The sequence below is a fragment of the Bradyrhizobium sp. USDA 4501 genome (assembly GCF_054062115.1).
Genome location: NZ_JBSSEX010000001.1, coordinates 1,240,627 through 1,264,444 on the forward strand (window position 1 = coordinate 1,240,627; position 23,818 = coordinate 1,264,444).

The 23,818-nt window shown below is 64.6% G+C and carries 18 protein-coding genes and 1 pseudogene; 4 read left to right on the forward strand and 15 right to left on the reverse strand.

From position 1 onward, the window contains the following. Positions 1-510 precede the first annotated feature (510 nt). Complete coding sequence (locus tag ACVWZM_RS05880) at positions 511-1,683, reverse strand: fumarylacetoacetate hydrolase family protein (RefSeq protein ID WP_168859173.1); 1,173 nt, start codon at positions 1,681-1,683, stop codon at positions 511-513. 148 nt (positions 1,684-1,831) lie between these two features. Here ACVWZM_RS05880 and ppk2 point away from each other — a divergent pair, with 148 nt between their 5' ends. The 3 genes from ppk2 to ACVWZM_RS05895 all read left to right on the forward strand — a co-directional run bounded on the left by ppk2 (position 1,832) and on the right by ACVWZM_RS05895 (position 4,392). After that, positions 1,832-2,764 carry a polyphosphate kinase 2 gene (ppk2, locus tag ACVWZM_RS05885; RefSeq protein WP_456852180.1) on the forward strand — a complete coding sequence of 311 codons (933 nt, stop codon included), beginning with the start codon at positions 1,832-1,834 and terminating at the stop codon, positions 2,762-2,764. Positions 2,765-2,917: 153 nt separating this feature from the next. After that, the gene (locus ACVWZM_RS05890) at positions 2,918-3,340 is read left to right on the forward strand and encodes a DUF6294 family protein (RefSeq protein ID WP_028331873.1); all 423 of its coding nucleotides are present in this window, start codon (positions 2,918-2,920) and stop codon (positions 3,338-3,340) included. Between the two features lie 173 nt (positions 3,341-3,513). Then, positions 3,514-4,392: a transporter substrate-binding domain-containing protein gene (locus ACVWZM_RS05895; RefSeq protein ID WP_076827009.1), complete on the forward strand. Its 879-nt coding sequence runs from the start codon at positions 3,514-3,516 to the stop codon at positions 4,390-4,392. A gap of 162 nt (positions 4,393-4,554) precedes the next feature. Here the strand turns inward: ACVWZM_RS05895 and ACVWZM_RS05900 are convergent, their stop codons facing one another. From ACVWZM_RS05900 to ACVWZM_RS05935, 8 genes are all read right to left on the reverse strand, one after another. Further along, a complete protein-coding gene (locus ACVWZM_RS05900) occupies positions 4,555-5,223 on the reverse strand; it encodes an amino acid ABC transporter permease (RefSeq protein WP_016839817.1) in 669 nt (222 codons plus the stop codon). Between the two features lie 58 nt (positions 5,224-5,281). Next, entirely contained in the window at positions 5,282-6,541 is a 1,260-nt protein-coding gene (locus tag ACVWZM_RS05905; RefSeq protein WP_456852182.1) for an NAD(P)/FAD-dependent oxidoreductase, read from the reverse strand. A gap of 4 nt (positions 6,542-6,545) precedes the next feature. After that, entirely contained in the window at positions 6,546-7,304 is a 759-nt protein-coding gene (locus ACVWZM_RS05910; protein WP_253587467.1) for an SDR family NAD(P)-dependent oxidoreductase, read from the reverse strand. A gap of 107 nt (positions 7,305-7,411) precedes the next feature. Beyond that, a complete protein-coding gene (locus ACVWZM_RS05915; RefSeq protein ID WP_057017508.1) occupies positions 7,412-8,494 on the reverse strand; it encodes a zinc-binding dehydrogenase in 1,083 nt (360 codons plus the stop codon). A gap of 118 nt (positions 8,495-8,612) precedes the next feature. After that, positions 8,613-12,500: an autotransporter domain-containing protein gene (locus ACVWZM_RS05920; RefSeq protein WP_456852184.1), complete on the reverse strand. Its 3,888-nt coding sequence runs from the start codon at positions 12,498-12,500 to the stop codon at positions 8,613-8,615. Positions 12,501-12,747: 247 nt separating this feature from the next. Continuing rightward, positions 12,748-13,692, reverse strand: coding sequence for a DMT family transporter (locus ACVWZM_RS05925; RefSeq protein ID WP_199805253.1), 945 nt, complete (start codon positions 13,690-13,692; stop codon positions 12,748-12,750). A 233-nt stretch (positions 13,693-13,925) separates the two neighbouring features. Further along, on the reverse strand, positions 13,926-14,765 hold the full coding sequence (locus ACVWZM_RS05930; protein WP_168859178.1) for an aldo/keto reductase: 840 nt from the start codon (positions 14,763-14,765) through the stop codon (positions 13,926-13,928). Positions 14,766-15,031: 266 nt separating this feature from the next. Then, a complete protein-coding gene (locus ACVWZM_RS05935) occupies positions 15,032-16,516 on the reverse strand; it encodes an aldehyde dehydrogenase family protein (protein WP_168857913.1) in 1,485 nt (494 codons plus the stop codon). A 118-nt stretch (positions 16,517-16,634) separates the two neighbouring features. On the opposite strand from ACVWZM_RS05935, the gene ACVWZM_RS05940 reads away from it, so the two are divergent. Further along, positions 16,635-17,720 (forward strand): substrate-binding domain-containing protein, encoded by a 1,086-nt coding sequence (locus ACVWZM_RS05940; RefSeq protein WP_456835335.1) that lies wholly within the window; start codon positions 16,635-16,637, stop codon positions 17,718-17,720. A 94-nt stretch (positions 17,721-17,814) separates the two neighbouring features. On the opposite strand, the gene ACVWZM_RS05945 is transcribed toward ACVWZM_RS05940, so the two are convergent. The 6 genes and pseudogenes from ACVWZM_RS05945 to ACVWZM_RS05970 form a co-directional block, all read right to left on the reverse strand. After that, positions 17,815-18,714: an SMP-30/gluconolactonase/LRE family protein gene (locus tag ACVWZM_RS05945; RefSeq protein ID WP_253640373.1), complete on the reverse strand. Its 900-nt coding sequence runs from the start codon at positions 18,712-18,714 to the stop codon at positions 17,815-17,817. A gap of 195 nt (positions 18,715-18,909) precedes the next feature. Next, positions 18,910-19,335, reverse strand: a complete 426-nt coding sequence (locus ACVWZM_RS05950; RefSeq protein WP_076827212.1) for a globin family protein — start codon at positions 19,333-19,335, stop codon at positions 18,910-18,912. A gap of 115 nt (positions 19,336-19,450) precedes the next feature. Further along, positions 19,451-20,245: an ABC transporter ATP-binding protein gene (locus tag ACVWZM_RS05955; protein WP_057017512.1), complete on the reverse strand. Its 795-nt coding sequence runs from the start codon at positions 20,243-20,245 to the stop codon at positions 19,451-19,453. Positions 20,246-20,255: 10 nt separating this feature from the next. Further along, positions 20,256-21,158: a nitrate ABC transporter permease gene (gene ntrB / locus ACVWZM_RS05960; protein ID WP_253640374.1), complete on the reverse strand. Its 903-nt coding sequence runs from the start codon at positions 21,156-21,158 to the stop codon at positions 20,256-20,258. A gap of 61 nt (positions 21,159-21,219) precedes the next feature. Then, positions 21,220-22,531: pseudogene (locus tag ACVWZM_RS05965) on the reverse strand (CmpA/NrtA family ABC transporter substrate-binding protein). Positions 22,532-22,875: 344 nt separating this feature from the next. Beyond that, positions 22,876-23,790, reverse strand: a complete 915-nt coding sequence (locus tag ACVWZM_RS05970) for an intradiol ring-cleavage dioxygenase (RefSeq protein ID WP_076827021.1) — start codon at positions 23,788-23,790, stop codon at positions 22,876-22,878. Positions 23,791-23,818: the final 28 nt, after the last annotated feature.

Below are 23,818 nucleotides of genomic sequence, written 5' to 3' on the forward strand. Positions count from 1 at the left end.
GCAACAGTGATTGGCGCTGGCGCCCTGCCCGGCCGGACGGCCTCGCCGCGACAACCAGGCTACGGCGCGATCCATATCCCAATCACGATGATGGCCAGTGATACGGCAATGACCAGCATATCGGTGGTGAGCCAATCGGGCATTCCGTTTGATGGCTGCTCGCTCATGTCCGCGATTCCTTCTGTTCGCGTCGAGCCGATATGCTGGAGCGGACCGGCGCGAACGAGGATGAACTGGTTCACATAAAGCTAGGAAAAAGCGGCAAATTCCGCGTGTTTTAACGCGCTCAAGTTGCGCCACACGGTCGATCTGCCGCGCAGGTTTCTGAACATGTTCGACAACGCCGCCGCTTCGGCACAGTCACCATCGTCGTCGTTCAACGCGCTGCGAGAGGCGGCTGAACGTCACCGGATTGTCGGCGCAACCCGGCGCCGACCTGCCGCCACGCGACAGGCCGCACACGGCCGACGAAGCAGCCGAGGTAGTGGAGTCGCCGTCCCGTCCCGATCCTCAGAGCACCTTGCGCTGTGCGAGGTTCTTCATCAGCGCACCGACGCCGAAGGTCCAGGGCTCGCATTCGTCGCTATTGCGCATCCGGTTGACCAGCTTGCCGAGCTGTGGTGCGGCGATGGTCACGATGTCGTCGCGCTTGTGGGTAAAGCCCTCGCCCTTGGAATCGCGATCCTTGACCGGCGCGAACATCGTGCCGAGGAACAGCGCAAATCCATCAGGATATTGATGCACGGGGCCGATGGTCTGGGCGACCAGATCGGTCGGGTCGCGGCTGATCTTGCTGATCGAGGAATGGCCCTCGAGCACGAAGCCGTCTGCGCCAGTCACGGTCAGGCCGACATCCATCTTCCTGACATCGTCGAGCGAGAAGGTCTGGTCGAACAGCCGGAGCAGCGGGCCGATCGCGCAGGACGCGTTGTTGTCCTTGGCCTTCGACAGCAACAGCGCCGAGCGCCCCTCGAAGTCGCGCAGATTGACGTCGTTGCCCAGCGCGGCGCCGACGATCTTGCCGGCGGCGGAGACAACAAGCACGACCTCCGGCTCCGGATTATTCCAGGTCGACTTCGGATGCAGCCCGGCATCCATGCCTGATCCGACCGAGGACAGCGTCGGCGCCTTGGTGAACACTTCGGCGTCGGGACCGATGCCGACCTCGAGATACTGGCTCCAGGCATTCTGATCGATCAGCACCTGCTTCAGTTTCATCGCCTGCTCGGAGCCGGGCTTCAGCTTGGAGAGATCGTCGCCGACCAGGCGCACCACTTCCTTGCGGATCGCGTCCGCCGAGGACGGATTGCCGCGCGCCCGCTCCTCGATCACGCGCTCCAGCATCGAGATCGCGAAGGTGACGCCGGCGGCCTTCAGCACCTGGAGATCGACCGGCGCCAGCAGGTGCGGCCTGGCCTTGTCGCGGCCGTCGGGCGGGGTGTTGGCGAGGATCGCCTCGAAATCGCCGATCCGCTCGCCGCCCGTGGCGCGCAGCGCGGCCGCGGGATCGCTTTCCTCGCAGAGCGCGCTCACCGTCGGGAACCGCGCCGTGACATCGAACACACCGTCTGCCCGCACCGCGACGACGGCCGGCCCGCCGGCCTGCGGCAACCAGACCCGCCCGACCAGCGTGCCGGCGGTGCCGTCCTCCGGCAGGACGTCTTTTGACGTGAGTGAAATCATCGGCACATCTCCCTTTTTGGTTTTGTCGGCTTGTTAGCACAGTCCGCCCGGCGGCGTGAAACAGCGGTCACGGCATTGTCATAGAGGGGTAACATCGCCCGTCAATGCTGCCGTCCGATCCATCTAACACACTGAAAGACGGACCTTGATGACGACCTCCGCCCTCACCGACGAAGCCTTGCGGGATGAAGCCTTGCGCGCCCGGATCCATCAGGAGATGGCCGACAGCCTCGACGAGGAACTCGAGCTCGAGCTCGACGACATGAGGCTCGACGAGCTCGACCATGACGGCGCCGCCGGCAGGCCGTCGATCGACCGCAAGTTCTATTTCCGCGAATTGCTGCGGCTGCAGGGCGAGTTGGTCAAGCTGCAGGACTGGGTGCAGCACGAGAAGAAAAAGGTCGTCGTGCTGTTCGAGGGCCGCGATTCCGCCGGCAAGGGCGGCGTGATCAAGCGCATCACCCAGCGGCTCAACCCGCGGGTCTGCCGGATCGCGGCGCTGCCGGCGCCCAACGAGCGCGAGCGCACGCAATGGTACTTCCAGCGCTATGTCTCGCATCTGCCGGCCGGCGGCGAGATCGTGCTGTTCGACCGCAGCTGGTACAACCGCGCCGGCGTCGAGAAGGTGATGGGGTTCTGCAGCGACGAGCAGTATGAGGAATTCTTCAACTCGGTGCCGGAATTCGAGCGCATGCTGATCCGCTCCGGCACCGTCCTCCTGAAATACTGGTTCTCGATCACCGACGAGGAACAGGCGTTCCGCTTCTCGATGCGGATCCAGGATCCGCTGAAGCAGTGGAAGCTGAGCCCGATGGACGTCGAGGCGCGGACCCGCTGGGAGCTCTACACCAAGGCGAAGGAAACGATGCTGGAACGCACGCACCTGCAGGACTCGCCGTGGTGGATCGTCGATGCAGTCGACAAGAAGCGCGCCCGGCTCAACTGCATCTCGCATCTCTTGAGCCTGATCCCCTATCAGGCGGTCACCCACCAGCCGGTGGTGCTGCCGCCGCGGGTGCGCAGCCCGGACTATCACCGCGGCCCGATCCCGCAGGAGATGTACGTGCCGGGACGATATTGATTCTGGGCACGAGCACGCTCTGTCCTCCCCCGCTTACGGGGGAGGATCACTAAATCGCGATTGTAGATTGTGAGGCAGCTCACTGGTCCTTTTGCGCCCTCCCTTTAAACCAGAGGTTGCTCGCAATTCGCGGGCTAGAAGGAGGCGTACGCTATGTTGAAAGAACATCTTGAAAGCAAAAGCTCGGCGACCGACCAGCCAGAAAGCTATAAGGGTGTTGCGACACATGCCATCCAAACCCTTGACCTCAGTTGGAGCGCGCCTATTCGTTACGGCGATTGCAAGCTGTCCGGCTTCTTGAACGGCACCCTGAACAACGGCCCCACTCTCAGGCTTCGTTCTGACGGAACAGCAGAATTGCTGGCAAAATTTTTCTCGACCGACGACGGTGATGTTTGGGTTATCGATCGTCTCGTTCTTTTGGACATTCACGGGACGGTGCTTTTTCAGTTTCCACACCTTTCAAGTCCAGAAACCCAGACAGACAACCAAGTGCTCGATTGGGTAGCCGAACTGAGCTTCCCCGCCGTTTTCTTTTCTTCGGTCACAGGGGCGAACATGACCTATCGTTGCTAACCCCTAGGGGCGCGGTTCGCGGCTTATTCGACCTCCCCCACAAGCGGGAGAGGTGAAGTCCGGCACGTAGGCGACCGCGCCCTCGCCTTGCCTACCAATGGTGCAGGCGCGCGCACTTGCTGGCACCGGATACCGACGCTAGGCTTCCCCCGATCTGGTGCAGGGAGGCCCGCTTGACTCAATCCGACGACATCAAAATCTCCGAAGATCGCCGCGACGCGCTGCGCTATGCGCTCGGGATCGGCAGCGGCGCGGCGCTCGCGGCCGCGATGGCAACGCCGGCCTCGGCGCAGACGCCAGCCGACAACACGCTGGATCGCATCCGGGCCAACAAGGTGCTGCGGATCGCGGTGCTGCCGGGCGAGCTGCCCTATTTCAACAAGGACCTCGCCTCGGGCACCTGGTCCGGCTTCTCGATCGAGATGGCCAACGACCTGGTCAAACTGCTCGACGTCAAGCTGGAATATGTCGAGTCGACCTACGGCAATTCAATCCTTGATCTGCAGGCCAACAAGATCGACCTCGGCTTCGCGCTCAACCCGACGCCGCAGCGCGCGCTGGTGGTCGATTTCACCAATCTGGTGTTCCCGCATCCGTTCGGCGCGATGCTGAGGAAGGGGCTGGAAGCCAAGACCTGGGCCGACATCAACAAGCCCGAGGTCAAGATCGCGGTCGACGTCGGCTCGGCCAACGAGGCGGTGGCGCGCCGCTTTGCGCCGAACGCCACCATCAAGTCGCTGAAGTCGCGCGACGAGGTGATGCTGGAAATGTCGTCGGGTCGCGTCGATTGCGTGGTCAACGCGCTGGTGCTCGGGCTGACCGCGATCGCCAAGAACCCGAACCTCGGCACCTACAAGATCCTGGCCTCGCCATCGGTGACGATCGCGAGCGGCACGGCGGTACGGCGCGAAGCCGACAAGCGCTGGCGCGATTTTCTCTCGGTGTGGATCGACTACAACCGCGGCATCGGCCAGATGCGCGAATGGTTCGTCAAGGGCCTCGGCCTTGCCGGCGTCAAGCCCGAGGATGTACCGGTGGAGTTGAGTATCTGAGGCGATTGCCGAGACGGCAGTGATCCCCCTCTCCCGCTTGCGGGGAGGGCCGGGGTGGGGGTGTCGCCACAAGCGACACCCTATGTATGGAGAGAGCCCCCACCCGGATCGCACCTAACGATGCGATCCGACCTCCCCCGCAAGCGGGAGAGGTCAGGCAACTCACACCTTGTCGTAGGTCAGCCCGCGCTCCAACCGCCTCGCCACCAGCGTCGACGGGAACAGGATCGCAAAATAGATCAGCGCCACGATGGTGTAGACCTCGAGCGGCCGGTAGGTGTCGGCGTTGATCAAGGTCGCGTTGTAGACGAGATCGGGTACCGCGATGATCGAGACCAGCGAGGTGTTCTTGAGCTGCGTGACCGACTGGTTGACATAGGGCGCCATCATCGGCTTCAGCGCCTGCGGCAGGATCACGAGCCGCATCAGGCGCCAGCCGCGGAAGCCGAGCGCCTTCGCCGCGTCCCACTGCCCGACCGGCACGCTCTCGATCGAGCCGCGCACGATCTCGGCGTAGAATGCGCCGCCATAGAGCGACAGCACGCTGACGGCGGCGACATGCGCCGGGATGTTGACGCCGATCACGACCGGAAACGCGTAGTAGAACCAGATGATCTGCACCAGCAGCGGCGTGCAGCGGAACAATTCGATATAGGCGATCAGGAGCCAGTCGATCACGGGAATGCGCCGCAGCCGCAGCATGCCGACGATCAGGCCGATCAGGGTCCCGAGGATGATGGTGCCGATCGTGTAGGCGATGGTCCAGCCGAGCCCGAGCCAGAACAGATGGCTGTACTTGGCAAGGATGCCGAAATCCCAGACGTAGTTCATCCTGCCCCTCGGTTGCCGCGCGCTTGATCGCCAAGCATTGCAGGCGGTCTCGCGCGAGTCACGCGATATACCGGGCGGGCGAAAATGCCCGCACCTCGAACGGCGGCGCATCGCACGCGATCATCGCCGCAATTGCGGCGCCCGTTCCGGGGCCAGTGGTGAAGCCGATATGCTGGTTGCCGAAGGCGAGCCAGAGCCCGCGATGTCGCGGCGCCTCGCCGATCATCGGCAGGCTGTCGGGCAGCGTCGGCCGCGCGCCGCGCCAGCGCTCGCCGAGCGCATCGCCAAATTCAACCACGCTGCGCGCCATCGGCACCACCGCCTCGAGCTGCGAAAAATTCGACGGCGCGTCGCGCGCGGTGAGCTCGACGCCGCTGGTGACGCGAACGCCCTGCTCCATCGGCGTCATCAGAAAGCCGCCCTCCGCATCATGGATCGGCCGCAGCAATTTGCGTGCCGGGTTCGGCACGAAATGCTGATGATAGCCGCGCTCGAACGCCAGCGGCACGCGATAGCCGAGCGGCTGCAGCAGCTCGGCCGACCACGGCCCGAGCGCGACCACGACATGGCGCGCGGCGATCTCGCCGTCGGCGAGCTGCACGCGCCAGCCGTCGCCGTGCGGCTCGATCCGCCGGATTCCGGATTGCCTGATCGTGCCCCCGCCAGCGGCGAACATCTGCGCGTAGGCCTTGACCACTGCGCCGGGTGAATCGACCGATGCCGTCTGCGTGTGCAGCAGGCCGACGCTATAGGCAGGAATGATGTTGGGCTCGAGCGCGGAGATCGCCTGGCGATCAAGCACCTCGCTCCTGATGCCGAACTCGGCGAGCGCTGCCTGCTCGGCCTGGGCGGCGGCGAGCCCGTCGCTGCGCCAGGCCTTGAGCCAGCCGGTCTCGCGGATGCGATGGCTGGCGCCGGCCTGCACGATCCAGTCGCGATGCAGCTTCAGCGAGGTCCCGATCAGGCCGTGCAGCGCGGCGGCGCGCGGTTTGGTCTGCCACGGCGTTGCCGCCGCGAGGAAGCGCATCACCCAGCCGGCATTGGCGAGCGCCCACGCAATGTTCCAGCGCAACGCCGGATGCGCGTTGGTCAGATATTTCGGCAGGTTCTTCAGCAGCGACGGCGTATTGAGCGGCAGGATCGAGCCCGAGGAGATGATGCCGGCATTGCCGTAGGAGGTTTCGCTGCCGGGCTCGCGGCGATCGACGACGACGACGGAGAGCCCGCGCTGTTGCGCGGCGAGGGCCGCCGAGACGCCGACCATACCGGCACCGAGCACCGCAACATCGACCTGCTCTGTTGGTTCGCCCTCGCTCATGGCGTCACATCAAGGTCAGCCCGCCATCGACCGGCAGCGTCGCGCCAGTGACGTGGCATGCTTCCGGCGACAGCAGGAAGGCGACGACGGCCGCGACCTCGTCGGCCTCGGCCAGCCGCTGCATCGGATTGGCCTTTGCGACGCTCTCCCAGGTCGCGGTATCAAGCGCGCCGAACAGACCGGGATCCTTGCGGGTGTAGCCCGGCATCACGGCGTTGGCGGTGGCGCCTGACGCGGCGAGCTCGATCGCGAGCGACTTCACCAGCACCTCGAGCGCGGCCTTCGCGGCGGCCGATCCCGGATAGGTGGCGCCGGGCACGAAGCGATGCGGCCCGAAGCTCGACACCGCGACGACGCGGCCTTGCGCGCTGCGCGTGAGGTCGGACAGCGCCGCCGCCGCGATTTCATGGAAGGCCGCAGCCATCACCGCGAAGGCGCGCTCCAGCGCCTCGCGCGGCAGGCTTAAGAATTCGCGCCGGTCGGCAAAGCCCGCGGCGTGCACGATGCTGTCGATCGGCCCGAACGCGGCCCGCGTTGCCGCGACCAGCGCGGTGCCGGCGCCGGCCTTGGCGAGATCGCCGGTGCTCACCTCGACCTTCGCGCCCTTGCTGCGGCATTCCTCCGCGACCGAATTCAGCCGCGCGAGGCCAGCGGCCTCGACGCCCTGTCCGTGCAGCATCAGGGATTGAGCGGGGCCGGCGAGCCGGCGCGCGACTGCGGCGCCGATGCCGGAGCCGCCTCCCGTGATGATCGAAATTCGCATGAGGTACGTGCTGTCAGTGCGATACGAGACAGCGAACTATAGATTCGGCGTCACGAAATGCAAACCGCGCCCCTGGCCATCAGTTTAGCGCCAGGTTCAACGCCAAATCAGCGCCACGGCTCGACCAGGATCTTGGTGTGCGCCTCGGGATTGGCGAGATCGGCAAACGCCTGCGCGACGCCGTCGATGCCGACGCGGCCAGTGACCAGCGATGCGGCATCGACCTGGCCTTCCGCGATCAGGCGCAGCGAATAGGCGAATTCCTCGGGCGTGTAGCCGAGCACATATTGGACGTTGAGCTCCTTGATGATGCCGAGCATCGGCTCGGACTTGTCGGTCTCCATGCAGACGCCGACCACGACGACACGGGCGCTGCGCGGGGCGCCCTCGAACACCTGCTGCAGCACGCCGGGCACGCCGACGCATTCGAAGATCAGCGCAGGCTTCAGCGGCGGCAGCAGCGCCTGCATCGGCGGACGCGCCGCCTTCTCCGCATCGGTCATCTGGGCGTGCTCGGCCCAGCTCGCATAGGGCTGCGTCCTGGCGGGATCGACCACCACATCGGCGCCCATCTTCTCGGCGAGCAGGCGCCGCGCCGGCGAATAATCCGCAGCAACGATCGGTCCGAGCCCCCTGATCTTCAGCGCCGCGATCACCGCCAGCCCGACCGGTCCGCAGCCGATCACCAACGGCACCTCGCCGCCCTGGATGTTGGCCATCGCCACCGCATGCACGCCGACCGCAAGCGGTTCGGTGAGCGCGGCGTGCTCGGCCGCAAGCCCGTTCGGCACTTCGAGCAGCAGCGGCTCGCTGAGCAGCATCTGCTCGGCATAGCCGCCGAGATAATCGTTGGAATAGCCGATGCCCTTCGGGCCCTCCGGCGTCAGCAGCGCCGGCAGCGAGCACACTTTCGTCCCGGGCTTCAGCTTGCGCGTCGTGTTCGGGCCGTAGTCGAGGACCTCGCAGCAGAACTCATGGCCGAACACGACGTCGCGCGACAGATCCATCGGCGTGCGCCCGGGCAGGAACTTGCTCAGCTCCACCATGCGGTGGGCATGCTTGCGTGCGTGCAGATCGGAACCGCAGATGCCGCAGGCGAGCGATTTGACCAGCACCTGGCCGGCGCCGGGCTTCGGCTCGGGCACCCGGTCGACGACAATCTCGCCGTTCCTGAAGATCGCTGCGCGCATATTCCCTCCCGCGTGGGTTTTGTCCCACTCATTTTGATGCGTATTTCGTCTCGCGAAATGCTGTCGCGGATCAAGTCCGGGACAAGCTTTCGCAGCCAGGAGGCTATAGCACGGAGGGTCACCACGTATAGCGCATAACGCCCTTGCCGGCGTAAGACTGTGTCACGTTGGAGAATTCGCCCTCGAAGGTCGCGGCGGCCGACCAGCCATTGCGCCACTTCAGCTCGGCGGAGGCGGTGGTCAGCGCCGAGTCGCTGGCCTGCGCCGCGCCGTTGACCATGAAGGCCGCGCCGGGCAGCGTCTGGAACACCGCACCAACGGCGCGGTCCGGATTGAAGTCATGCGCCCAGGCAACGCGGCCGCGCAGCGTGAAGATGCCGCCGTCAATAACGAACGATTTGTCGGAGCGCAGACCGAGTTCGCTCCGGACGTCGGTGACGCTCTTCGCGGCATAATTCAGCGCGAAGGCACCGCCGCCGGAGACCACGCTCTCCGCATAGGCCGGCAGCTCGAAGCTCGTGAACTGCGCCGCCGCATAAGGCGTCAGCCCGATCCACGGCGTGGCAGTGCGATAGCCGCCCTCGAGCCGGCCCGACCAGGCATTGGCATTGAAGTTGGCGCGCAGATGATCGGCGCCGGCCGCGGCGACGATGCGATCGGTGGTGACATCCTGCCAGCCATAGGCGAGCGCCGCGCTCAAGTACGCCGCGCCGACGCTGTGGCGAACGAACGCACCGGCCTGGAACAGATCAGAGCGGCCCCAGCCGAGACCGTTGACGCTGAAGCTGCTCGCGCCGCCGGCGAGCGCAAAGCCGGCAATGGTGTTCGGCGAGAAGCGGTAGTCGGCGCCAACCGCGGTGCCATAGAGGCTGCTGCTGGTGTTGTTCGAGCCCAGCACCGCATTGCCGCTGGTGGTCTGCGAGCCGCCATAGCCCGCCGCCCATACGCTCCAGCGCTGCTCGAAATCGACCAGCCGCGGCGGCGCCTTGGTATAGATCGCGGCCAGCGCATCGCGCGGCTCGCTCTGGCGCGCCGCATAGGCGAGCGGCATGCTCTTCTCGGCGAACGGCGTCGCCCCCGCGCCGCCGCCAAACCCACCATCGCGCCCGGCGACGAACGGATCGGTCAGCAGACCGAGGAACAGGCCCATCGCGTTGAACGTCGCCTGCTGCGAACCGGTCGCGCCCTCGCCCGAGGCCTGCGTCAAGCCGGCCGGCGACAGCCCGGCGAACACCGCGTTGATACCGCCATTGGCGTTGAAGAAGTTCTGCAGTGTGGCGGCGACGTTCTGCTGATTGACGTTCAGCTTCGACTTCGCGCCGTAATCGAGCGTGAAGTTCAGATAGGTGTTGCTCGCGTCATAGCCGAGCGTCGCGACGAGGTTCGACGGCAGCCCGGTTGAATCGATACCGGCGAACGTGCCGTTGCGGCCGCCGGCCGCCGACAGGATGGTATATTGCTTGGCAATCGTACTGCCGGCGGCGACGCTGACGCCGACCGATCCGGCCAGCGTCGCACTGCCGCTCACCTTGGCCAAGGTGGACGCCGTCGAATTGAGCCCGACGAGGTACAGTGCCCCCGACTGGAAGGCGAGGTTGCCCGCCACGTTCAGGGATGTGCCTGGTGTCGCGTTGCCGGGCATCAGGATGCCGCCGCTTGCAATCGTCGTGTTGCCGACGGTGCCGATGCCGGAGAGCGCGCCGCCGGCATTCACCGTGGTGAGGCTCGACGAGGCGATCGAGCCGTCGACCTGCAGGATGCCGCCATTGACGACGGTGGTGCCGGTGTAGGTATTGGTGCCCGACAGGGTCAGCGTGCCGCTGCCGGTCTTTTCAAAATTCGCCGGACCGGTGCGACCGCCGCCGAAACAGCCACAGATATGGAATGGGTTCAACGGATCGAAGTCGGCAAGCACGCCGCTGAGCGTCGTCGAGAGATTATTGCTGCCAACGGCGAGGGTGTTGCCTGAGCCGATATAATAGAAGCCAGAGCCTGCGATCGAACCCGCGGTGATGCGCCCGTCGCCGTTCAGCCCCGTGCTGAGCGAGAAATCGACCAGTCCGGTGCCGTTGGTGATGAACTGTGCGTTGCCGCCGGTCGCGTTGTTGAAGAACTTAATGGTACTGCCGGCTTCAGTGGTAATGGTGGCGTCGCCCGCGGTAGCGAACGCCGTGAAGATGTGTTGGCTGCCGGCCTGGTTGTCGATAATCGCATTGCCCGCGGTGGCATAGGCATCGAACTGGAGAACGCCGCCAGCCCGATTGACGATCGTCGCGTTGGCCGCGGTCGGCGCCTCCACCGGGTTGATACCGACAGATCCGAAATAGAGCACGCCGCTGTTGTCGAAACTGGCGTTCGCCGCCGTGCTGTTCTGAAAAAAGGCGACCTGACCGCCCGCGAGCGTAACGATGGTTGCCGAAGCCGCAGATGAGGACTCGAAAAACTGCGTCGAGCCGCCATTGGTGCCGTTGGTGATGGTGGCCTGCCCTGCATTGGTGTGGCCCAGAAACACCGCGGCGCCGCCGTTGGAGTTGTCGATCACGGCCTTGGCGGCCGTGCTGGTGTCGGAGCCGCCGGGAGGACCAAACGCGTCGCCGAACACCACAGTGCCGCCGTTGGTGTTGGTGAACCTGGCGTTGCCGGCAGAACTGGTGTCGCGGAACACTGTGAGCGCACCATCGGTGTTGCTCACGGTGGCATTGCCAGCGGTGCTGCTGTCGCGAAACTCCGTGATGCCGAAATTCTGGTTGACGATCGTCGCCGTCGACGCCGTGGTGGAATTGTAGAACGTCGTGGTGGCGATCCCGTTGAAGCCGTCGTTGACGATCTTGGTGATGCCCGCGGTGTTGGCATTCACGATGTCGAACTTGCCGTCGACGGCGACCTCGCCGACGATCGAAGCGGTGTGGCTGGCGTCGCCGAGTTGCAATGTCGCGCAATCGCAGATCGTGGTGCCGCCGGTGTAGGTGTTGGTGCCGAGCAGCACCACGCGGCCGAGGCCGCCTGAATTATCCAGCACCGTCAGCTTGCCGGGGCCGTTGCCGTCGGCGATGTTGCCGGCGATCGTGAGCGTCACGCCATTGGCGTCGATCGCGCTGCCGATCGCCGACGTGTTGATCTTGAAGTTGTTGCTGAAAGTCAGGTTGATGAGGCCGTCGGCCTGAAACGAGGCATTGTCGAGCGTGACGGTGCCTGACCCGACCGAACTGTTGTTGCTGACGACAACGGTCGTATCGACCACCAGCGTGCCGCCGGAATAGGTGTTGGCGCCGGAGAGCTGCACATTGGAGAACGCGGACGCCGACGAGTCGATCAGGCGCAGAACCCCGGCGCCGACGCCGTCGGCGATCACGCCCTGGAGATTGACCTGGGCGCCGTTCGCATCGACCGTGCCGCTGGCCGCATTGACCGCGATGTTGTTGGCGAAGGCGACGCTCGAAACCGTCGGCGACTGCATCTGGAACGTGCCGCCATTGAGCGTGATAGTGCCGGTGCCGACCGAATCCGCATTCGTCACCTGCACGGTACCGGCGGAGATCAGCGTGCCGCCGGAATAGGCATTGGTGCCCGCGAGCACCAACGTGCTGTTGCCGAGCTGCTGCACCATCGCCGGACCGCCAATGCCGTCGGTGAGGTTGGCGTTGATCGTGATGGTCTGGCCGTTGTTGGCCTGGTTGATCAGGCCGCCGGTCGGCCCGGACAGGCTGAAGCCAACCGGGTTGCCATTGATCGTGTAGGATTGCGAATTGGCGGTGAAGCTCCAGGACCCCGGCAGCATCAAGCCGGGCCCGATGGTGACCGTCGCCGATCCCGATGAATCGAAAATGGCTGACTGGTTCGGGAGGATCGGCGGCGCGCCGGCCGACGTGGTCGACCAGTTGGTCGGGAGTTCGTAGACATCGGTGCTCGTCGAGCTGCCCGTGCCGCCCCAGGTGTAGCTCTGCGCTCGTGCCGAACCGGTCGGCAACGCGATTGCGCTGGTCAGGGCGCAGAGTGCCAGGGCCATCGCAGCGCGAGACGACCGACCAGCTGACAGGAAAAAGAACGAACCAAAATGCACGTACCCGACCCCCAAACGCTCTGCGGCGCTCTTGGGGCTAGGGTTAGCACGCGGCGAACCGTGAGGTTCGCCGATCGTTTCCGAAATCCGGTGATTCAGCGATCCGAGATCAAAGATTTCGGCCCGACTGTTGTACCCGCGCAACGCTAGTTGAAGCCGGCTTCGCAACCGACGCACGATTTCGTCCGGACGCTCAGGCGTTCGGCGACGGCTCGCTGGCCACGGTCAGCAGCTGCGACCGTCGGACGCGCTCGCGATGCGCGGTGTAGAGGCCTGAGGCGACGATGAAGCCGGCGCCGAGAATGGTCCAACGGTCGGGCACTTCGCCGAAGATCAGGAAGCCGAGGATGCTGACCCACAGCAGCTGCGTGTAGGAGAACGGCGCGAGCACCGAGGCATCGCCATAGCGGAACGCCAGCACCACGATCCACTGTCCGACGGTGGACGCAACACCGATCAGGATGCCGAACATGATGTCGTGCCAGCTCGGCGTGACCCAGACGAACGGCACCAGCGCGCTGACGATGGCGACGCCGACGATCGACGAATAGGTCATCACGGTGATCGGGCGCTCGCTGCCGCTCATCATGCGCGTCAGGATCAACGTGGCCGCCCACGCCAGCGCCGAGACGATCGGAAAGATCGCGGCGGGATGGAAGGCACTGGTGCCCGGCCGCAGGATGATAAACACGCCGGCGAGGCCGACCGCGGTCGCGATCCAGCGTCGCATACCGACCCTCTCACCGAGGAAAGCGATCGACAGCGCGGTGACGAACAGCGGCGAGACGAAGCTGGTGGCGGAGGCTTCGGCGATCGGCAGGAAGCCGAGCCCCGTGATGAAAATCAGCGAGGAGCCGAGCAGCGCGGCGCCGCGCAGCACGTGCAGGCCGGGACGGCTGCTGCGCAGCGCGAACAGCGGCGAGCCTGGCAGCATCGCCGGCGTCATGATCATCGCAAACACCAGGAAGCGGATCCAGGCGATCTCGATCGAGGGCAGCGTGGAGGAGAGATATTTTGCCGTGACGTCGGAGGTGCCCAGGAACACGGTCGACAGCAGGATCAGCGCGATGCCCTTGAACGGCCGGTCGGTGCGGGTGGGCGCCTTGCTTGTCGCTGCGGGCGCGGTCTTTGCGGGCAATGAAAGGGGAACGCTGTCCAGCCTGGCGGCCACGGCTGCGGGGGGCGGTGTCACGGCAATCTCGAAGGCAAAATAAAGGGAATCTGCTCCTCGTACAAAACGCCAATTCCGCCGCGAGAACAATGCCCGAAAACGGGACTCCGATATGCGCCAGCGCGCGCGACCGCCCGCCGCAGGCCGTGTGCCGCCGCAACTGCAACAGTTTGTTAAGAACTGTGTGGAGCGGAACGCCCTCAGAGCATCGGCAGCGAGCGCGGCTTCGGCCCGCGCGGGAACGCGGCATCGAGCGCGGCGAGTTCATCGCCGCTGAGCTTCAGAGTTCCTGCCGCCGCATTCTCCGCCGCGTGTTCCGCGTTCGACGCCTTCGGAATCGCGAGCACCGACGGCAGCCGCGTGAGGAAACTTAGCGCCACCTGGCGCGGCGTTGCCTTGTGCGCCTGCGCGATCGATTGCAGCAGCGTGCCGGCCCTGCTCGACGACGAAGGAAAATCATTGTGACCGAACGGCGAATAGGCGACGACGGCGACGCCGTGCTGCTCGCACCACGGGATCACGGCGTGCTCGATGGCGCGCTCCTGCAGATGGTAGAGCACCTGGTTGCAGGCAATCTTGCCTTCACCCGCGACATCGAGCAGTTCGTCGAGATCCTCGGTGTCGAAATTACTGACGCCCCAGGACCGGATCTTGCCCGCCGCGATCAATTCGTCGAACGCCGCGACCGTCTCGGCAAGCGGAGTGGTTCCGCGCCAGTGCAACAGATAGCAATCGAGGCGATCGGTCTTCAGCCGCTTCAGCGAGCGCTCGCAGGCGGTAATAGTGCCGCGCCGCGAGGCGTTGCTCGGCAGGACCTTCGAGACCAGGAACAGTTCGTCGCGCCGGCCGGACATCGCATCCGCGATCACAAGCTCGGCGTCGCCATACATCTCGGCGGTGTCGATATGCGTCATGCCGGCATCGATGCCGCGCTTCAGCGCAGCGACGGCCGCCTTGCGGTCACCGCGATCGAGATACCAGGTGCCCTGCCCGATCACCGAGACCTGCGGGCCGTTGTCGCCGAATTTTTTCGTCTGCACGATCGCCTCGTTCTGCGTAGTTCCCTTGTGGCTCCGCGCAGGACGATAAAGCATACCGACGACCATGTCTCCACATCGTCATCCCGGCGATATCTCCACATCATCGTCCCGGCGAAGGCCGGGACCCATACTCCGCAGCAGTCGTCGTTGGCGGGACTCGCCATTCCACCCGTTGTGCAACAACAGATATTCGTGGTTATGGGTCCCGGCCTTCGCCGGGACGACAGCTGTATTGTGACGCGCGCTCTCGCGTCTCTCGACGCGCATCAAACGTTGAGGTTCATCCACACCGCCTTAGGCTCGGTAAAATTGTCGAGCGCGGCGGTGCCGTGCTCGCGGCCGAGGCCGGAATCGCGCTCGCCGCCCCACGGCAATCGCACGTCGGTGTAGCCATAGGTGTTGATCCACACCGTGCCGGCGCGGGCCTTTTTGGCGAAGCGCTGCACGCGGCCCATATCCGCGCTCCAGACGCCGGCAGCGAGGCTGTAGGCGGTGCCGTTGGCGATGCGCAGCGCATCGGCCTCGTCCTTGAACTTGATCACGCTGACGACGGGGCCAAAAATCTCCTCCTGCGAGATGCGCATCTCGTGCGCAACGTTGGCGAACACCGCGGGGCTGATGAAATAGCCGAGGTCACCGACCCGCGCACCGCCGGTGGCCAGCAGCGCGCCCTCATGCTTGCCGATCTCGACATAATCGAGGATCGAGCGCATCTGCTTCTCGGAGATGACTGGCCCGAGCGCGGTGGCGCGATCGGCGGGATCGCCGATCCGCAACGCTTCCGCACGGTCGACCAGACGCTCGACCACCTCGTCATAGGCGTTCTCCTGCACCAGCACGCGCGAGCCGGCCGAGCAGACCTGCCCGGCGTTGAAGAAGATGCCGGCAGCCGCGGCCTTGGCAGCGGCTTCGAGATTGGCATCGTCGAAGATCACATTGGCGGACTTGCCGCCGAGCTCGAGCGAGACCCGTTTGAAGTTGCCGGCGGCGCCCTTCATGATGCCGCGGCCGACGCCGGGCGAGCCGGTGAACGTCACCTTGTCGACATCGGGATGATTGACCAGCGCGTCGCCGACGACGCGACCGGGCCCGGTCACGATGTTGAGCACGCCCTTCGGCAAACCGGCCTCGAGCGCGAGCTCGCCGATGCGCAGCGCCGACAACGAGGTCAGCTCGGCCGGCTTCATCACCACCGTGCAGCCGCAGGCGAGCGCCGGCGCGAGCTTCCACATGCCGATCATCAGCGGGAAATTCCACGGCACGATCGCGGCGACCACGCCGACCGGCTCGCGCACCATATAGGTCAACGCGTCGTCGCGCGCCGAGACCACATCGCCGCTGATCTTGTCGGCCCAGCCGGCGTAATAGGTCAGCGTGTCGATGGCGGCCGGAAAATCCTGGCGCAGCACACCCGCAATCGGCTTGCCGGCATCGAGGCTTTCGAGCGCGACAATCTCGTCGGCATGCTGCTTCAGCAGTTCAGCCCATCGGAGCAGAATGTGGCCACGTTCGGCCGCGCGCATGGTGCGCCACGGCCCCTCGAAGGCGCGGCGGGCAGCCGCCACGGCACGATCGACATCGGCCTCATTGCCTTCGGCAATCGTAGCGATCACCTGCTCGGTGGCGGGATTGAGCGACTTGAAGGTATTTCCGGACAACGAACGGACGCGGGCGCCGTCGATCAGCAGCAGTTCGTCCCTGATGGTCGGGGCGCGGCGGGCGTCACGCTCATAGTCATATGCAACGGACATCATATTTCCTCCTGGTGTTGTCACTCAACCTAGGAGACTTCGATCAGCAGTAAATATGATATCTTGTGCCTATTGGCATGCCAAGGATATGAAGTCAATTTCATAAGTGGTGACCACGATGCTGCAGATCGAGATCGAGACCGTCTGGCGCTTTCGGAAAGAGGATAGCCCGCAGACCGCGGTCGTGATGCTCGGCATCCTCAACGAGATCCGGAAGACCGGAAAGATCACCAGTGCCGCCAGCGATGCGCAGCTGTCCTATCGCCATGTCTGGAACCTGATCGAGCAATGGACCGAGTTCTTCGGCGTGCCGCTGGTTGAAACCCACCGCGGCAAGGGCTCGAAGCTGACGCCATTCGGCGAGAAGCTGGTGTGGGCCGGCGAGCGCATGCAGGCGCGGCTCGGGCTGCAGCTCGAGAACCTCGCGCAGGAACTGGTCACCGAGATCAAGCCATTTCTCGAGCAGCGACCGTCGGTGATCCGGGTCCATGCCAGCCACGGCTTTGCGGTATCCAAGCTGCGCGAATTCCTTGATCGCGCGGGCGGCGTCGGCGTCGATCTGCGCTATGTCAGCAACCAGAACTCGCTGGTCTCGCTGGCGCAGGGCGCCTGCGATCTCTCCGGCGTGCACCTGCCGCGCGGCGAATTGCGCGCGCAGGGCATCAAGGCCTGCCGCGAATGGCTCGATCCGCGCGAGGACCGCGTCATCAATTTCGTGACCCGCGAGATGGGCCTGATGGTCAAGCGCGGCAATCCGCTGAAGATCACGACGCTGAAGGACCTCGTCGAGCGCAAGACCCGTTTCGTCAACCGCGACCACGATTCCGGCACGCGGCTGCTATTCGATCAATTGCTGAGGCTGCATAAGATCCCTGAAGGGCGGATCAACGGCGCCCAGCATATGGAATTCACCCATGCGGCGGTCGCCGCCTATGTCGCAAGCGGCATGGCGGATGCGAGTTTTGGCGTCGAGGCCGCGGCGCGGCAGTTCGGGCTCGATTTCATCCGCCTGCTCACGGAAGATTATTTCTTCGTGTGCAAGCGCGCCTTCCTCGAGACCGAGCCGATGCAGCGCGTGCTCGACATCATGAAGAGCAGCGAGTTCCACAAGGCGGTGGGCGCCCTTCCCGGTTATGTCGCCTCCAACACCGGCGCCGTCAGCGGGGTGAAGGAGTTTCTCGAGAAGCTGCATTCCGACCGCTGATCAGCCAGACCCCGGCAACGGCCGACCTGATGGCCGTCGATCCTTCGGGACTCGCGCCAAGTGCGATAACGATGGTCGACAGTCAGGAAGATAGCTAGCCGAGCCCGCTGATGTCGGCGACCAGCACCGAGCCAGTCACCGATTCCGTGATGTAGAGGCGGTCGCGGTCGGCGCCGCCGATGGCGACATTGGTGCAGCTCGGCCCGGCGCAGGACTTGATCCGCGCGATGCACTCGCCGTTCGGCGCAAACACGAAGACATGGCCGAGCGAGGCGTGCGCGACGAACAGCCGACCGGCGACGTCCATCGTCATGCCGTCGGGTCCGCTCGGGCCGAATAGCGAGCAGAAGCGGCCGACCTTGGAGACGCTGCCGTCCTTCATGAACGGCGCGCGCCAGACCGCATTGTCGCGCGTCATCGCGACGAACAGCACCGCCTCGTGCGGATCGAGCACCAGGCCGTTCGGGCTGATGCCGGTGTCGATCAGGCAGTCGAGCGCTCCGTTCACCCGCAGCCGATAGACGCGGCCGGTCGGATCGTGCAACCCGGTCTGGCCCTGATCGGTGAAATAGATGTCGCCGTTCGAGGCGATGTGCAGGTCGTTGCAGCCGCGGAACGATTCCGAGTTGCGCGAGCGCAGCAGCGGCGTGACCTCGCCGGACCTGGCGTCGAGCTCCATCAAGCCGTGCCGATAATCGGCGATCAGGATGCGGCCCATCGCATCGATCTTCAGCCCGTTCGGCCAGCCGTCATACTCGGCAACCTGCGACCACGACTTGTCCGGCGCGATCCTGAAGATGCGGCCAAACGGAATGTCGACGATGTAGAGATTGCCGTCGGCATCGAACGACGGTCCCTCGATGAAGCAGTCAGTCACCGCGCCCGGGCGGTTGGCGTCGGCCCATTCGCTCGCCACCCTGCGGCGGAATTCCGCCGGCACGACGGAGAAGATTTCAGTCGCGATCAGTTTCGGCGGCGTTTCCAGGAACATCATTGTTGGTTCACCCGTTGGCGGAACGGGGCGAACCATAAAGAAGATTGCTGGCGCCGTCGAATACCCCAAAGCCCACCACGTCATTGCGAGCGAAACGAAGCAATCCATACCTCCATGCGTGGCAAAATGGATTGCTTCGTCACTTCGTTCCTCGCAATGACGGTTGGACAGCCGTCCTGTGCTTACGACGTTTTCCTATTCGGCCGGCTGCGCCGGGCCATAGGCTTCCGAGATCATGTAGCCGGACAGCGTGCCGTACGCCGCGGTCCACGCGGCGGCGACGTCAGGCGTCCAGGCTTCGCCGAGCCCCTTCTCCAGCGTCCACAACAACGCGCCGCCGACCACCGGATAATGCTCGGGCTTGGCGCCGTAGCTGACATGCCGCTTGGCCAGCGCACTCGCGGCCGGCAGGATCGTGTCGAGATTGCTCAGCCCATTCACGACGACGGCAAGCGTCGTCATCAATTTCTTGCGCTGCTCCTTCATGTCGACCGGAAACATCGCCTTCACGGCGGGCGCGACTTCGAACAAGCGGTCGTAGAAAATGACCGCGGCCTGCTCCGAGATCGGCGCGACCTTGCCAAAGCTGTCCTGAACCAGCTTGATTTGAGCCGGATTCATCTCAATTCTCCTCGGTCATGAAATGAGTGCTGCAACGATTTTTCAAAACGCGAGCATTGGTAACCGAAGCCGGCGCTTCGGTTCAAAGCGGAAACGCTTGCCGTCGACGTGATCATCACGCCGCCTCGACGAAGCTGTGGCGCTCATAGAGGAATTCGAGCACGCGCTGCCGGCACTTCAAGTAGCCCTGGTTGGTCGCGAGCTCGAGCCGCTTGCGCGGCCGCGCCAACGGCACCTCGAGCACCTCGCCGATCCGCGCGCTCGGACCGTTGGTCATCATCACGATGCGGTCCGACAGCAGCACCGCCTCGTCGACGTCGTGGGTGATCATCAGGATGGTGTTGCCGAGCTTCTGGTGCAGCGCCATCACCGAATCCTGCAGATGCGCGCGGGTCAGCGCGTCGAGCGCGCCGAACGGCTCGTCCAGCAGCAGCACCTTCGGCTCCATCGCGAGCGCACGCGCGATGCCGACGCGCTGCTTCATGCCGCCCGAGATCTCGCTCGGCCGCTTATCCTTGGCATGCGCCATTTGCACCAGGCTGAGATTGTGCATAACCCAGGCGTCGCGCTCGGCCTTGCTCTTGGTCCTTGCAAACACCTTGTCGACGCCGAGCTTGACGTTCTCGTAGACGGTGAGCCACGGCAGCAGGCTGTGGTTCTGGAACACCACGGCCCGATCCGGCCCCGGCGAATTGACCTCGCGGTTCTCCAGCAGCACGCCGCCATTGGTGGCGCCGGTGAGGCCGGCGACGATGTTGAGCAGGGTCGACTTGCCGCAGCCGGAGTGACCGATGATCGAGACGTATTCGCCCTTCTCGATCGTCAGGTTGATGTCCTTCAGCACCTCCGTGGTGGCGTTGCCGCGGGTGAAGGTCTTGTCGATGTGATCGAGCTTCAGATAGGCCTGCATGACTTCCTCCTCAGTTCGCCGCCGTGCCGCGGGTCACCACTTTGCCGAGGCCCGCAATGAGCCGGTCGAGCACGAAGCCGATGATGCCGACATAGAACAGCGCCAGGATGATTTCGCTGATATGCGAGGAATTCCACGCATCCCAGATGAAGAAGCCGATGCCGACGCCGCCGATCAGCATTTCCGCGGCGACGATCGCGAGCCAGGACAGGCCGATGCCGATGCGCAGGCCGGTGAACATGTAGGGCGCGGCCGCCGGGATCATGATCTTGGTGAAGAACTCCAGCGGATTGAGCTGCACGACCGCCGCGACGTTGCGGTAGTCCTGCGGGATGTTGCGGATGCCGACCGCGGTGTTGATGATGATCGGCCACACCGAGGTGATGAAGATCACGAAGATCGCCGAGGGCTGGCCATCGCGGAATGCGGCCAGCGACAGCGGCAGCCAAGCGAGCGGCGGGATGGTACGCAGCACCTGGAACAGCGGATCGAGCCCGCGCATCGCCCAGACCGACTGTCCGACCAGCGTGCCGAGCGCGATGCCCGCAATCGCCGCCAGCGAATAGCCGTAGGCGACGCGCTGCAGGCTGGCGGAGAGATGCCAGAACAGGCCCTTGTCGATGCCGCCATTGTCGAAGAACGGATCGAGGATCAGCTCCTTGGTATCTTTGAACACTTTCGACGGCGGCGGCAGGCTGGAGCCGGCGCGCCGGCAGATCAGCTCCCACACCACCAGCAGCAGCGCGACCACGATCAGCGGCGGCACCACACGCGCCGCGGTCTCCTTCGCCATCCTGGCGTAGATCTCGGCGCGCGGCGCGCGCTTCGGCGTCATGGTCACGACCGGCGCGGCGGCAGCGGCCGTCGGGATCGCGACCGCCGACACTTCGGTCTTCATGGCAGGCATCGACATTGAACGAAAATCTCCATGGTCAAAAAAAGGAGAGCCGCACTGCTCGCGCGGCTCGCTCAAATCAGACGTCAACACGCTTGATGGACAACGACTTCAGATAGGCCGCGGGATCGGCGGGATCGAACACCTTGCCGTCGAAGAAGGTCTCCTTGCCGCGCGAGGTCGAGGCCGGAATGTCGGACACGCCAAGCTCCTTGGCGGCCTCTTTCCAGAGATCCTCGCGGTTCACCTTGGCGATCAGCGCCTTGGTGTCGAAGCCTGCCTCGTACTTGCCCCAACGGATGTCTTCCGTGAGGAACCAGAGGTCGTGGCTCTGATAGGGATAGGAGGCGTTGTCGCTCCAGAACCGCATCTGCTGCGGCGAATTCTCGATCACGCGGCCGGTGCCGTAGTCGAACTTGCCCTTCATGCGGTCGGTGATGTCCTCGACCGGGCAGTTGATCCACTGCCGCTTGGCGCAGATCGCCGCGGTCTCCGCGCGGTTCTCCGCCTTCTCGCACCACTGCTGGGCTTCCATGACAGCCATCAGCAGCGCCTTCGCGGCCTTCGGGTTCTTGTCGACCCAGGCGGCGCGCAGGCCGAACGATTTCTCCGGATGCTTGTCCCAGAGCTCGCCGGTCGTGATCGCGGTATAGCCGATCTCCTGATGTATCAGTTGCAGATTCCACGGCTCGCAGACGCAGAAGCAGTCCATCGTGCCGACCTTCATGTTGGCCACCATCTGCGGCGGCGGCACCACGATGGTCTCGATGTCCTTGTCGGGATCGATGCCGCCAGCGGCGAGCCAGTAGCGGATCCACAGATCATGCGTGCCGCCCGGGAAAGTCATCGCGGCCTTCACCGCCTTGCCGGAGGCCTTCTTCTTCTCCAGCGCCGCCTTGAACGGCGCGGTGTCGATGCCGACCTTGAGATCGGCATATTCCTTGGCGACCGAGATGCACTGGCCGTTCAAATTGAGCCGCGCCATGATGTACATCGGCGTCGGCTGATTGTTCTGCGTTACCTTGCCGGCCGAGATCAGATACGGCATCGGGGTCAGGATATGCGCGCCGTCGATACCGTTGCCCTCGGAGCCGAGCACGAGGTTGTCGCGCGTGGTGCCCCACGAGGCCTGCTTCTGCACCTCGACATCGGGCATGCCGTATTTGGCGAAGATGCCCTTCTCCTTGGCGACGAACAGCGGCGAGGCATCGGTCAGCGCAATGAAGCCGAGTCTTGGCGCCCTTCACCTCGGGACCGGCGCCCTGCGCGAACGCGCCTGCGGGAAAGTTGAGCTTGGCCGCGGCGAGCAGCGCGGCGGCGCCGCTGGTTGCCTTCAGGAGCTGACGGCGGCTGAGGCCGCGGCTTGGCGGCTTGTCGGTGGGCTTGGTCATCGGTCGTCCTTTGCGTCGTTGCGTTGCGGTGTTGCGTCAGTGCGTCGAGCGCCGTCCTCCGGATGGCGACGCGCGCAGGGCGCAAAAGGGGCGTGCACCGGGAAGGCCCCAGTCTGGCGGCGTCAGAAATCCGATGGGGTAGCCTCGAGGGACGGCTTCAATGGCGTCGGCTAATGATGATTCAAGCCTTGTGCCAATCTACCGCAGTGCAAAAATCGATTTTGACGCAAAGCCTTGCGCAACATGTCGCAGCCCGCGCGAATTTTCCGCGCGCTGCCAAAGCTTGCGATTCGCCCAATCCTTGTGCGGCGCACAAGAATTGGGCAGAAGCGTTCGGAAACCGATCAGGCGTCTTCGGTGACCTTGGCGCCGAGCGGCGCGGGCGCCATTCCGCCGCCGGGCTTCACATGGAATTCGTAGGTCATCAGGCTCCACGGCCCATCCGAACGCTGGCCATCGGGCATGACAGGATCGGTGCGGCGCTCGACCTTGGCGATCAATTCATCCTTCACGCCGAACACGACGTCGGAATCGATGTACTTGTCGCCCTCGACGAAGACATGCGTGATCAGCGGCTCGTAGCCCTTGGCGTTGACCAGGAAGTGCACATGCGCCGGCCGCATCGGGTGACGGTTGGTCTGCGTGATCATCTGCCCCACCGGGCCGTCGGTCGGGATCGGATAGCTGCACGGCACGATAGTGCGGAAGAAGAAGCGGCCGTCGGCATCGGTGATGAAGCGCGCCCGCGACGACGGACCTTCGGTGGCATAGCTCGGCTTCTGCGAGTCATAGAATCCGTCATCGTCCGCGTGCCAGATATCGACCGGCACATTGGCCAGCGGCTTGCCGCCGAGGTCGGTGACGCGGCTCTGCACGAACATGCGCTCGCCCGGCAGGCTTGCCGAGATGTCGGTGCCGTGCGGCGTCACCTTGTGCTCGCCGACATAGAACGGGCCGAGCACGGTGGTCTCGGTCGCGCCATCGCGATCGCGATGGTTGACCGCATCGACGAGCATCGACACGCCGAGCACGTCGGACAACAGGATGAACTCCTGGCGAATGTCGGTGCACTTCTGCCCGGTGCGGGTCAGGAAGCCGATCGCCTGGTCCCATTCCTCGAAGGTGAGATCGGTCCTGCGCACATAATCGTGCAGCGACTTCACCAATTCCTGCAGCAGGAACTTGGCCCGTGGATCGGGTGTCTGGTCGAAGCTGCGGATGACGGCGGCGGTGAGCTCGGTTTCGTTGAACTGGGTCATCTCGGCGTTTCCCTTGACGGATACCTTG